Source organism: Actinoplanes sp. NPDC051470 (assembly GCF_040682035.1).
Lineage (GTDB): Bacteria > Actinomycetota > Actinomycetes > Mycobacteriales > Micromonosporaceae > Actinoplanes.
In genome coordinates, this window is the sequence record NZ_JBFBAA010000040.1 from 1 (window position 1) to 12441 (window position 12441).

The following is a 12441-nucleotide window of genomic DNA, read 5'->3' on the forward strand; positions in this document are numbered from 1 at the left end:
GTTCACGATCTCTGCGGTCATTACTCACAGTGCCCATCCCGCCGAACCAAAATCCGGCGAATCGGGCCAGAAACACCGTTCGTGGCACAGTCCCGCCGGCCCGGCAGGACCGCCCGCGACGGTGTACCTGCCGAGAATGTCATCCGTGCCGGTCAGGCGGCATGTTCGTACTCGTGGAGCACGACGCCGAGGCGGTCGCGTCGGTGGATGTTCAGATTGGCGTGTCCATCTGGATCGGTGATCGGTTCGGGTAGCGGCGCGGGTGGCCGGGCGTTGGCGATGCCCTGATGCGGTCGGTGCTCGTTGTAGAAGATCTCGTACTCGCGCAGCGCGTGCAGCAGATGTCGCTGGTTGAGGATCAGAGTCCGGTCGAGTAGCTCGCGGCGGCAGGTTCGTACCCAGCGTTCCATGATCGCGTTCATCCGGGGTATCCGGTCGCCGGTGTGCACCATGGTGATGCCGGCGTCGGCGAGGATCGTGTCGAACATGGTCGGGTACTTGCCGTCTCGGTCGCGGATCAGGTACTTCACGTGGCAGCCGGTGTCCTCGAGGTCCATCACCAGGTTGCGGGCGGTCTGGGTCACCCGCGCCGCGGTCGGGTGCGCCGTCGCGCCGAGGATCCGGATCCGGCGGCTGGCGTGCTCGATGACCGCGAGGACGTACATGCGGGTGCCGGTCAGCGTGATCGTTTCGAGGAAGTCCGCGGCCAGCAGCGCCTCGGCCTGCGAACGCGGGAACTGTGCCCAGGTCATGGTCGCGCGGTCCGGTGCCGGATTGATCCCGGCCGCGCGCAGAATACCGGCCGGTGCTGGCCGACCTGCCCGACGCCTAGCTGTGGCGGATCAACCGGGGCGCCGACTACGCGCTGCTGAACCGGGCCGCCCGCTGGCAGATCGACGTGGAGAAGATCGCCCGGCACTGGCCGGACATCCTGCGGGTCGTCTGCTCGATCCACACCCGCACCGTCTCGGCCCACGACGTGATCCGCATGCTGCAACGCGACGGACGGCCGATCCAGCTCGGCGAGGCGTTCGGCATGTACGGGCGGATCTTCAAGACCCGGCACGTGCTCACTTTCACCGACGACCCGGCCTATCGGCGGGAGATGAAGGCGATGCGCAACCTCAACGAGGGCCGCCACGACCCGGGCCGGCACCTGTTCCACGGCCGCAAAGGCGAACTATACCGGGCATATAGAGACGGGCAGGAGAATCAGCTCGGCGCGCTTGGGCTTGTGCTGAACTGTGTCACGCTCTGGAATACCGCCTATTTGGACCGGGCGCTGGGCGAGCTGCGATCACAGGGCTACCCGGTCCTCGACGCTGACGTGGCCCGGCTGTCGGCGTATGCGCGTCGGCACATCAACGTTCACGGTCACTATTCGTTTCGGCTGCCTGACCTCGGCGGCGCCTGGCGGCCGCTGCGGGACCCGGACCAGAGTGATCGCGAGGAGCAGGACTGATCGGGCCCGGCCGGCGGCGGTTGCCCATCGGCCGTGGGCGGCCCGGGTTCCATGCCTGGTTAAGCAGGCCCGATGTCGATCGGTTCGGGTGTGGCGTTGGGTCGCGCGGAGGCGGAGGCGGAGGCGGCGGCTGTGGCTGGTTGATGTGTGCCGGGTGGGTGCAGGTCGGTGTGGATGTGGTGGAGCAGTTCGCGGCTGGTGAATGGTTTTTCGACGATGGTGACGCCGTCGGGGAGGGTGCCGTTTTCGGTGAGGACGGGTTGGGCGTAGCCGGACATGTAGAGCACCGGGATGCCGGGGCGGATGGCTTGGATGCGGGCGGCGACTTCGTTGCCCAGCATTTTCGGCATGATCACGTCGGTGAGCAGCAGGTCGATCGGCGCCGCATGGGTGTGGGCGAGGTGGATGGCCTGGTCGCCGCAGTTGGCGGCCAGGACGTGGTAGCCGGCTCGGGTCAGGATCCGTCCGGTGACCTGGCGTAGGGCGTCTTCGTCTTCGACCATCAGGATGGTCTCGTGCGGGCGCGGTCCGGCTGCCTGCACCTCGGGTCCGGCGGCGGCATCGGCGGGGGTGAGGGCGGCGGGGGTGTCGACGGCGGGTAGCAGGATGGTGATGGTGGTGCCGATGCCGTTCTCGGAGTAGAGCCGCACGTCACCGCCGGCGGCGGTCGCGATGCCGTAGACGGTGGCTAGCCCGAGGCCGGTGCCCGAGCCGTGGGGCTTGGTGGTGTAGAACGGTTCGAACGCACGTTCGATCACGTCGGGGGGCATGCCGCTGCCGGTGTCGCTGACCCGTAGGCGCACGTACCGGCCCGGTTCCAGGGGGCCGGAGGCGACATCTTCGTCGTCGAGGTCGGCGTTGGTGGTGTCGATGGACAGGGTGCCGCCGTCGGGCATCGCGTCGCGGGCGTTGACGGCGAGGTTGACCAGGATCTGCTCGATCTGGCTGGCATCGGCGTAGACGGGTTGCAGCTGCCGGTCGAGTTGGGTGATCAGGTGGATGTGTTCACCGAGGGTGCGGCGCAGCATCTGCTCGACGTCACCGATGACGTGGTTGAGGTTGAGGACTTCGGCTTGGGTGATGTCACGCCGGCCGAAGGCGAGGAGTTGTTTGGTCAGCTGGGTGGCGCGTTCGGCGGCCCGGCTGATCTGCCCGATGTCGTTGCGGGCGCCGGCCAGATCATCGGCGTTGACGGCAGTGGTGTCCAGGGTGTCGAGCAGTAGTTCGCTGTAGTTGGTGATCACGGCGAGGATGTTGTTGAAGTCGTGTGCCACACCCCCGGCGAGCTGGCCGAGGCTTTCCAGCCGGCGAGCGTGTTGCAGGCGCCGTTCGCCTGCGTCACGTTCGGCCTGGGCGATGAGGCGTTCGCGTTCGTTCTGGGCGTGCAGCCGTTCGGTGACGTCGCGGACAGCGGCCGACACGATCACACCTTGGTCGGTTTCCAGCGCGGACAGGCTGATCTCGACCGGGAACTCGCTGCCGTCTTTGCGCACCGCGGTCAGGTCCTTGCCGACCCCCAGCTGCCCCGCTCGGGGGTCGGCGAAATAGGCGTCGCGCAGCTGGGGGTGGCGGGGGCGTACCCGCTCGGGGACCAGGACGTCGATCGACTGGCCGATCAGGTCGTCGCGCTGGTAGCCGAACATGCGTTCGGTCTGGGCGTTGATCAGGGTGATGGTGCCGCCGCGGGTGACCCCGATGATCGCGTCGGGGGCCGCTTCCAGCAGGCCGCGGAACATCGCCTCGGCACGATGCCGTTCGCTGATGTCGCGGGAGATCGCCGCCACGCCGGTGATGTGGCCGTCCGGGCCGGTGATCGGTGACAGGGTCAACGCCACCGTGAGTACGGTGCCGTCTTTACGGCGGCGCTGGACCTCGTGCTGCTCGATGCGTTCGCCGCGGGCCACGTCTTGCATCAGCTGCGCTTCTGCCAGCTCGTGACCCGGAGGAAACAGCATGGCAGAGGGCTGGCCGAGGACCTCATCACGGGCGTAGCCGTAAAGCCGTTCAGCACCGGCGTTCCAGCTGGTGATCAGCCCGTCGAGGGTTTTGGAGATGATCGCGTCGTGCGATGACTCCACGATCTTCGCCAAGCTCTGCTGTTCGGCCAGGGCGGTGGCCCGCTGCGCCAGGACGGTGGCGCGCTGCGCGAGGGCGGCGGCCTGCTCCCCGAGCTCGGTCAGCAGCGAGACGTCGTCATCGGCGAACAGCCGGCGGTAGCGGCTGAGCAGCACCACCGCGCCACGACCGTCCGCGGTCGACACCGGCGCCGCAGTCACGAAACGGCAGTGACCGGCCTGAGCGAGGGCGACCGCCAGCCGGGGCGACCCAGATGCGCCAGCCAGGGCGTCGACCGTGGTCGTGGCAACCAACACCTCATCGACGTCACGCTGCTCGTACTCGTACTCGTACTCGGGCAGGGACAGCCCACATGAGGTCACCGCGCGCACGGTGCCGGCCGCGGTGGGCAGCACCACCGCGACCGCATCGGCGCCGAACATCTGCCGGGCTCCTTGGCAGTACTGCTGCCACGTACGCGCGGCTGGTTCGTCGGCAGGGATGGCGAGCAAGTAACGCAGCACCGTGTTCGCGGCCTCCCGCGACCAGCTCTGCCGCAGCCGGCGTGGCGGCACGAACGCCAGGACGTACAGCAGCCCGGAGACAACGGCCAACGAGCGTGTCCACACGGCCACCCCCGATCCGCCGCCGGCGATCAGCAACGTCACGCCGAACAGTGCGGTCCCTGCCGCGGCGTACTGCAGCCGGGCCCGGGCGGCACCCGCACGGCGGCGCGCCTCGGCGGCCAACAGCCCCGCGGCGACCGCCTCCACGGCGCAGAACACGCCCACCGCCGGCCACACCACCGGCGGTGGCAACGGCGCCGGTAACACCACCACCGGCAGCGTGGTTAACACCCAGCCGGCCACGGCGGCCACCTGCAACCACTGCGGCACCGACCGCAGCCGGCCGACCAGCCGCAACGTCAGCACCGGCTGCGCCAACAACAACGCAGACGCCGACGCCGCCACCACCTGCGGCGGCGGGCCGATTAGCACCCGCACGACGCCGAGAACGAACAGCACCGCCACCGCCGCGAAGACCAACATCACGTCACGCAGCAGCGGATCACGCCGGCGCAGATAGCACCACGACACCCACAGGAAGATCATCATGTAGAGCGCGGTGACGGCCAGAACGGCCATGATGCCCCCGGTCCCGCCGCAGAACGCACGGCCATCGGAACATTTCGCCTCAGCCTAGGACGAGAACACGAAGCACGTTCGGAAACGCGACTCGTGGTCGGCCGGCAGGAACAGCAACACCGCGACGGCTGGCACGCCAGCAGCGCGCGGCCAGCAGCGCGCGGCCCACCCGCGTCGTAGTACCGGCGACCACACGCCCGGCCGAGCGATGGACCGGTTTTCTCGTACCATCGGCCGCTCCGCCCCGCACATGACTGCTACCACTGGAACGCCCCGGCTCCGAAATCCGGCTGAGGATTGTCCGCGGCCCCTGGAGCCGCGCTGTCGACAGCGCCCGGTCGTGGTCGATCAGGGGTCAATCGCTGTCGGCGCCGGGATAGGGCCGCAGGATGACCCAGACGCGTTTGCCGCCCTCATGGGATTCGACGCCCCATCGCTGGCTGAACGCCTCGGCTCGTGGCCAATTGGGTCGTCGAGCAGGCGCTGCGCGTGTTCCGGGCGTAGCTGCAACGGCTGAACTGAAGCGGATTTAGGTGGGCCTGTCAGGGAAGCCGCCAGCGGACTGTTCAGGAGCGAATATTTCTCGGATGGGGTTGAGCAGGTCGGGCTCGGTGAAGGGTTTTTCGATGAGGCGTATGCCGGGCTCGAGGGTGCCGTGGGAGGACAGGACGGGCTGGGCGTAGCCGGACATGTACAGCACGTGGATGTCGGGGCGCAGGGCGCGTACCGTTGCGGCGACTTCGGTGCCCAGCATGTGGGGCATGACGACGTCGGCGAGGAGCAGGTCGATGGGTCCGTCGTGCCAGCGGGCCTTTTCCAGTGCTTCGGTGCCAGTCGCGGCGGTGATGACCTGGTATCCGTTGCGGGTCAGCAGCCGTCGGGCGACTTCAAGGATGCCGTCTTCGTCCTCCACGACCAGGATGGTGCCTTGCTGGCTGGTCCGGTCGCAGGGCAGCACCGCTGCGGCGGGCTGCGGGGTTTGGTCGGTGGCCGGCAGCAGCGCGGTCACCACGGTGCCGACGTTGTCCTCACTGGTGATGCGCACGTGCCCGTCGGCCTGGCTGATGGCCCCGTATACCGTGGCCAGGCCGAGGCCGGTGCCTTCACCGCTGGGTTTGGTAGTGAAGAACGGCTCGAAGACGCGCTCGAGCACCTCCTTCGGTATGCCGGTCCCGGTGTCGGCGACCTGCAGGCATACGTAGCGTCCGGGCGGCACGGGTGGATCGTAGCCGGCGAGGTCGTCGAGGTTCTGGTTGCTTGTCGTGACGGTCAGCGTGCCGCCGCCGGGCATCGCATCACGGGCATTGACCGCCAGGTTCACCAGCGCCTGCTCGATCTGGCCTTCATCGATCAGGATCGGCCACAACCCGTCCGCCCGGTCGGTGACCAGCCGGATGTGTTCACCGAGGGTGCGGTGCAGCATCTGTTCGATGTCGGCGACAACGGTGTTGAGGTCGAGCACCTGCGGACGCACGACCTCGCGACGGGCGAAGGACAGCAGTTGATGGGTCAACGCGGCGGCGCGTTCGGCGGCCCGTTTGACCTGTTCGGTGTCTGCGCGCACCGTCGCCCAGTCCTGCTGATCCTCGCCGTGAGCGGCGGCGGTGACCTCTTCCTGGATGAAGCCGATGTAGTTGAGGATGATGCCGAGCATGTTGTTGAAGTCGTGCGCGATCCCGCCGGCCAGTTGCCCGAGACTCTCCAGCCGCTGAGCCTGCTGTAGTTGCCGCTGCAGCCGTTCCCGTTCGGCCAGCGCCATAAGCCGTTCGCGTTCGGCCTGGACCTGTAAACGTTCCGTCGCGTCCCGGATCGCGACCGAGAGCACCATCCCGCCGCTGGTCTCGAAGGCGCTGAGGCTGATGTCCGCAGGGAACTCGGTGCCGTCCTTACGGCGGACACTGGGATGCAACGACACCACCGCCGGTTCGTTGCCGGCTTGCATGGCAGGCCGGAGCCCTTCGCTGGACACGCCTCCGGTGATGATCACCTCCACCGGCTGGCCCAGCAACTCCTTACGGCGGTAGCCGAGAAGGCGTTCGGCCTGTGCGTTGACCAGCACGATCGCTCCGGAGACGTCGACACAGATGATGCTGTCGGGGGCGGCGTCGAGCAGGCCCCGGAACCTGGCTTCGGCCTGCTGCTGAGGGTCCATCCCCCGGGAGACGGAGGCGGCGCCGACGATGGTGCCGTGTTCGTCGGTGATCGGGGAGACGGTCAGTGACACGGTGACCCGGCTGCCGTCTTTCCGTACGCGTTGGGTCTGGTACTGCTCGACGCGTTCCCCGGCGCTGATGCGCTGCAGAATTGCTGCTTCGTCGCCTTGCTGCTCCGGCGGGAACAAGACGGCGGCGGGTTGACCCACCATCTCCGCGGCGGTGTAGCCGTAGAGCCGTTCAGCACCGGGATTCCAGCTGGTGATACGCCCGTCGAGGGCCTTACCCATGATCGCGTCGTGCGACGACCGCACGATCGCCGCCAACTCCGCCTGAGCCCGGCCCGGGTTAGTCACCACGGCCCGCACCCGCCCGGTGCCAGCACTGTAAAGCTTGCCAACAGTTGGTCGGCCGGGATCTCCGCATACCGGTTCCCCATCCGAGCGGTGGCCTCAGCGCCCTTGTCGGCCATCTCCTGGGAGAGCCGAAATTCGAGTCCGTCTGGCGTCAGCGCGATAGCCGCAAGGCGTGGCGGAGTAAACGCGAGAACAAACAATGCTGCGCCGACGATGAGCAGCGCGGTGAGACCGGGTCCACCGTCGGCGAAAAATACCTTCCAAGCACCGATGCCGAGGCAAGTTAAACCGGTAACGCCGAGCAACGCCAGTCCGGTTATCTGCCACCGCGACTGCTTCCGGGTGGTATGTAGTGCCGCCACTCCGACGATTCTTCCGAAACAAGCGCCTGCGCGGGCGGGAACGGCGGAGTTCCGCCGCATCCCCGAAGGGAGCGGTGACGAGGCTTCGCGATGCCGTGAGGAGTTGGCCGGACAAGATATGAGTAGTCCGCGCGCCAGGTGACCTCGCGCTTTGCCAGGTCGGTGGCAGTAGTAAACGGTAGCCCCTGGTTGCGTGGCGGCGCCCTCTCATACCACGATCCGAGCGCGACTCAGCTTGACGATCACGCCGTCGGTGGCCGCATGGGGCGTGCGTGCCCGGCGTTCGATGCGGCGTTGAATACAGACCTTGGATCGTTCTGGCCACCACTGGGTCTGCGCCTGCCGGAAACCTAATCCGTGCAGGCCAGGCGGCATGTTCGTACTCGTGGAGGGCACCGTCGAGGCGATCGCGTCTTCGGGTGCGTTTCCCCCGGGCTACGGCCTCGATGTGAACAAAAGGTGTGCCCCGATCCGGGATTGCCTTGAGTTGAAGGGTGGCGAACCGAATACAGCAACGGGTACGCCCCGGCGAAGCCTGGCGGCCAGCAGACCCCTGGAGATCATCCATGCCCAGACGTCAGTTCGTGACGTTCGACGTAGCGAACCAGTTCTTCGGGGTTCCCGTAGAAATCGTGCAGGAAGTCCTGCTCAACGAGAAGTACACGCCGATGCCGCTCGCCCCGGACGCGTGCGGCGGACTGTTCAACCTGCGCGGCGAGGTCATCGGGACGGTGGACATGCAGGTCCGGTTCGGGCTGCCACCCAGGTCAATGTCGGGTGCGATCACCAACGTGGTCGTGCTGGCCGGCGGTGAACCGATGAGCCTGCTGGTGGACCGGATCGGACCGGTCGCCGAACTGGACGATGCGGCGTTCGAGCTGCCACCGGACACCCTGACCGGGCCGACCCGGGCGATGATCGTCGGGTCATACAAGACCGAGGATCGGCTGCTGCTGGTGCTCGATGTCGACGAATGCGTCAACACCGCCCGCGCCGCAGTCTGAACAGGCCGGCGGGACCGCCCGGACGGCAGAGCCGTTGCGTCCGTTGAGGGTTGGTCGAACGGACATGCGGCTACGCTCTCGCTTAGCAGCGTCGTGCCCATCCCCCAGGGCCTGGTCGCCGTCGGATGTCGTTCGGCGACAGGGGGAGCCATGACTCAGTCAGAGCAGCAGAAGGTCACCGGCGGCGAGGGGGTGGTCCACGAGCCGCAGTCGGTGCTGGCCGCTTCCCCTGAGGCGTACATCGCGATCGATGCCGAAGGGCGCGTTGTCGGCTGGAATCCCGCCGCCGAGGCGACGTTCGGGTATCCGCTGGAGGATGCCTGCGGCCGGCGGATCGAGGATCTGATCCTCCCGCAGCGGTTCCGCGCGGCGCACCACGCGGGGCTGGCTCGCCTCGCCGCCGGTGAACCGGCGCGGGTTCTGGGTCAGCGGCTGCAGCTGTGCGCGCTGCACCGTGATGGCCATGAGTTCGCGATCGAGCTGGTCCTAGCCGCCACGCAGGAACAGACCGGCCGGGTGTTTCATGCCTTCGCGCACGACGTCACCGTCGTGCGCCGGGCCGGGCGGTTCACCGCGGTGGAAGCCGCGGTGGCGCGGGGGTTGGCCGAAGCGCAGTCCAGCACTATCGCGGCCACCCGGGTAGCTGAGGCACTCGGCGTCACGATGGACTGGCCGGTGGTCGAGCTGTGGCTCAGCGACGACGACCGGCAGGTGCTGTGTTGCGCCGCCCGGCACGCCGCACCCGGCCAGCGCCTCGGCCGGTTCGCCCTGGATGAACTTGATCCCGGCGTCGGACTGCCCGGCCGGGTCTTCCAGCAGGCCCGGCCGCAGTGGGTCGCTGATCTGGCAGCGGACGCCACGTTCCTGCGCAGCCGCGCCGCGGCCCGTATCGGGTTGCACGTTGCCGTCGGGGTGCCGATCTGCACTGGCGGACACACCCTCGGCGCGTTGTGCGTCTACGGCGACCGGGCCGAAGATCCCGAAGACACCCTCATCGCGCTGCTGGCCGGCGTCGCCGCGCAGGTCGGGCAGTACCTGGAACGCCGCCGCGCGGAAGAACTCGCCGTCGAGCTGGCCCGCACCAAGGACGAGTTCGTCGCCATGGTCACCCACGAACTGCGCAACCCGCTCGCGGTCATCACCAGCACCGCGGCGCTGGCCGAGGAGGAACTCGACGCCCTCACTGTGGACGATCAACGGCGTTACCTGCAGGTCATCGGCCGTAACGCGCAACGGCTGGCGGTCATGGCCGAGGACCTGCTCGACCTCGCCCGCTTGGAGTCCGGGCACCTGGCCGTGCAGCCGGAGCCCACCGACTTGTGCGCCGTCATCGAGCACTGCGTGCAGGCCTTTCACACCACAGCTGCGGCCAAAGACCTGACCGTCACCGTGCACACCCCGCGCGGACTGCACCTGCACGCCGACCCGCACCGGCTACGCCAGGTCGCCGACAACCTGCTCGGCAACGCCATCAAGTACACCCCCGCCCGCGGCACCATCACCATCACCGCCACCAACGACACGGATGAGCACATCATGTGGACCGTGTCCGACACCGGCATCGGCATCCCCGAAACCGAACGTCCCCGCCTGTTCCGCCGCTTCTACCGGGCCTCCACCGCACTGGACCGGCGTATCCCCGGTACCGGCCTCGGGCTGGTGATCACGCGCGCCATCATCGAACGGCACCACGGCACCATCCACGTCACCCCTCACCAGGGCCCCGGCACCACCTTCACCATCCGGCTCCCCATCAAAAGCCTTCCGTAACGGCGAAGCCCACGCCGCCGGGCACCAACAGCCCACACGCCTGCGGGCCGGCTGTCATGCCTGCGCCGAAAGTCGCCGTCATGACGAGATCTCGCGTCCTATCGGCGGCCATGAGCGTGCGTTCGCGGCTCGACGCGCTCCGGCTACATCACGGAGAGTTGCCGGAACCGGCGTAGTGGGGTGCGATACTGGCAGAGACCGGTATTCAAGTAGTCGCTATTCTCCGACCAAGATTCGAATGCGCCTACGCTGCGTGGTCTTCGGTTGTTGGGCTTGTCTCTGAACTTGAAGTCACTAGTCAGTCCCCGTCGGTGCGGCGCCGGTCAGGCTTCCCGCCGTGCCTGCGGTCGCGCGATCAGGGCTGGCCGGTCGTGGCGCCTACCCGGGCAATCTCACTCAACGGGTAGGGTGCGGTCCGGCTTTCGTCGTACAACGTGCGGTAGAAATCGTTGAGCACGGCGGCGACCGGCGCATGCCGCCGGATGATCGACGCGACGGCCGGCGGGACGTTGGCCGGCTGCTCGCCCCCGGCGTACCGGCGGATCGCCTCGACGCCATGCTTTCGATGGAAGGCGACCGGGTCGGCAGCGCCACTGAGCGCGGCCACCAGCCAGTTGACCAGTTCGGTAGTCACGTAGCACCCGTCGTGGCCAGCGTTGCGGCGCAGGAACTCCGTCTCGGCGGCGGAGAGTTCGAAGCGCGGCGACGTCGCCAGGCCGAGGTCGGCGAGATAGAGCCGCCGGCCGTCGGTGAGGACGTTGCGGAAGTGCGCGTCGAAGTGCAGCAGGCCGTTGGCGTTCATGAACGCAACGGCGGTCCGGAGGTCGCGCTCCACCGTGGCGGCCGCCAACTCGACGGCGCCGTCGCCGAGGGCCACCTGCGCGGTCAACCACTCGTGCAGGTTCTGCGGGACGTATTCCAGGAAGAGGACCACCGCGGCCGACGATTGGGCGACCGCCTCGATCCGGGCGCGCACCGCCGGTGAGCCGTCCCAGTACCCGACCGTACGTTCCAGGTCCGCGTGTTCCTCGGGCGGCGCGACCGCGCCGGGCAGCACCCTCCAGTGATACATCAGCGGGAAACTGCCGAACCGCCCTTCCAGCACCCAGCCGGTGGTCATGGCGTTCGCGGCCAACTCCCGCCACGCGCCGAAGCCGGGCCCGCCGATGCCGTACTGGCAGCCGGGAGGGAGCCGAAAGTGGTTCGCAGTGGACATCACGTTCTCCGGTTGGCGCTCCGTGTCGGTGAGCGGGACACGCTTGGCGAAGACCGGCGTGCCCTCGACCCGCAGTAGCACCGCCGTGCCGCCGATTCCGGAACCGATCGGCGCCGCACTGTCCACCAGTTCCCCGAGCCGCCGGTCGCTGAGTAGCGCCAGGGTGGTCCCGACGGTGACGTATCGGGCCAACCGGTCGGCGTCCTCCAGTGACTGCTTCATGATCGAGGACCCTAACCGGAAACCGATGGCGGGCGGTCTGTGCGAGGCGAGGGGGTGCGGCGCTGGCAGAAACTGGTGATCAGGTAGTCGGTGTTCTCTGTCCCGGGATCTTGGGTTGTGGTCGGGTGCGGTCTCCGGGGGGGCGTATTTCTTCCAGGTTCCTCCGGCTTGGGCGGCGACGGCTTCGGTGTGCACCACGTGGTAGCCGAGCATCCCGGCGACGACCGATGGCGGTGCCTGCAGGACGAGCTGGCGGATCGTGGCGGTGCGAGCGTGCAAGGTGGTGATCCCGAGGACGCTGAGCAGTTTGCCGAGGGTGGCGGGGTGTAAGGGCTGGCCGGCGCGGCGGCCGGGGAACAGCCAGGTGCCGTTCGGGTTGGTCGCGGTGGTGGTGTTCCCCCGGCTGGTCAGGTGCTTGAGCAGCAGGGCGACGAACGGCTCAGGACCGGCGAGGGCGGGGATCCGAGACGCAGCTACACCTGGTTGCCGTCGCGGATGACGTCGTCGGTGGTCAGGCGCATGACGCGGCTGATCGGCTGGGCGTAGAGCAGCATGAGCAGGGTCACGACCCTGGCTCGCAGCGGGATGGCGTCGTCGGTGATGGCGCGGCGGATGAGCCCGATCCGGCGGTGTTGGCTGATCGGGGCTGGGTTCTCGGTGCGCTGGTGAGGAATGTTCAGCCGGGGCATGGTGCGG

At 68.1% G+C, this 12441-nt stretch carries 9 protein-coding genes; 3 read left to right on the forward strand and 6 right to left on the reverse strand.

Annotated elements, in window-relative coordinates:
• Window positions 1-152 precede the first annotated feature (152 nt).
• A complete protein-coding gene (locus AB0M54_RS41955; RefSeq protein ID WP_364477888.1) occupies window positions 153-752 on the reverse strand; it encodes an integrase core domain-containing protein in 600 nt (199 codons plus the stop codon).
• 140 nt (window positions 753-892) lie between these two features.
• On the opposite strand from AB0M54_RS41955, the gene AB0M54_RS41960 reads away from it, so the two are divergent.
• Window positions 893-1462 (forward strand): Tn3 family transposase, encoded by a 570-nt coding sequence (locus AB0M54_RS41960; RefSeq protein WP_364478028.1) that lies wholly within the window; start codon window positions 893-895, stop codon window positions 1460-1462.
• 59 nt (window positions 1463-1521) lie between these two features.
• Here AB0M54_RS41960 and AB0M54_RS41965 read toward each other — a convergent pair whose 3' ends face one another.
• The 3 genes from AB0M54_RS41965 to AB0M54_RS41975 all read right to left on the reverse strand — a co-directional run bounded on the left by AB0M54_RS41965 (window position 1522) and on the right by AB0M54_RS41975 (window position 7533).
• Window positions 1522-4662: a PAS domain S-box protein gene (locus AB0M54_RS41965; RefSeq protein ID WP_364477891.1), complete on the reverse strand. Its 3141-nt coding sequence runs from the start codon at window positions 4660-4662 to the stop codon at window positions 1522-1524.
• Between the two features lie 529 nt (window positions 4663-5191).
• The gene (locus AB0M54_RS41970) at window positions 5192-7174 is read right to left on the reverse strand and encodes a PAS domain S-box protein (RefSeq protein ID WP_364477894.1); all 1983 of its coding nucleotides are present in this window, start codon (window positions 7172-7174) and stop codon (window positions 5192-5194) included.
• Window positions 7168-7533, reverse strand: coding sequence for a hypothetical protein (locus AB0M54_RS41975; RefSeq protein WP_364330576.1), 366 nt, complete (start codon window positions 7531-7533; stop codon window positions 7168-7170). The genes AB0M54_RS41970 and AB0M54_RS41975 overlap by 7 nt, the downstream gene beginning before the upstream one ends.
• Window positions 7534-8099: 566 nt before the next feature.
• On the opposite strand from AB0M54_RS41975, the gene AB0M54_RS41980 reads away from it, so the two are divergent.
• Window positions 8100-8537 (forward strand): chemotaxis protein CheW, encoded by a 438-nt coding sequence (locus tag AB0M54_RS41980; RefSeq protein ID WP_364477897.1) that lies wholly within the window; start codon window positions 8100-8102, stop codon window positions 8535-8537.
• 150 nt (window positions 8538-8687) lie between these two features.
• Window positions 8688-10307 (forward strand): ATP-binding protein, encoded by a 1620-nt coding sequence (locus AB0M54_RS41985; RefSeq protein ID WP_364477900.1) that lies wholly within the window; start codon window positions 8688-8690, stop codon window positions 10305-10307.
• A 355-nt stretch (window positions 10308-10662) separates the two neighbouring features.
• Here AB0M54_RS41985 and AB0M54_RS41990 read toward each other — a convergent pair whose 3' ends face one another.
• Together AB0M54_RS41990 and AB0M54_RS41995 are read right to left on the reverse strand one after the other, a co-directional pair.
• The gene (locus AB0M54_RS41990; protein WP_364477903.1) at window positions 10663-11745 is read right to left on the reverse strand and encodes a serine/threonine protein phosphatase; all 1083 of its coding nucleotides are present in this window, start codon (window positions 11743-11745) and stop codon (window positions 10663-10665) included.
• A 473-nt stretch (window positions 11746-12218) separates the two neighbouring features.
• On the reverse strand, window positions 12219-12434 hold the full coding sequence (locus AB0M54_RS41995) for a hypothetical protein (protein WP_364477906.1): 216 nt from the start codon (window positions 12432-12434) through the stop codon (window positions 12219-12221).
• Window positions 12435-12441 lie beyond the last annotated feature (7 nt).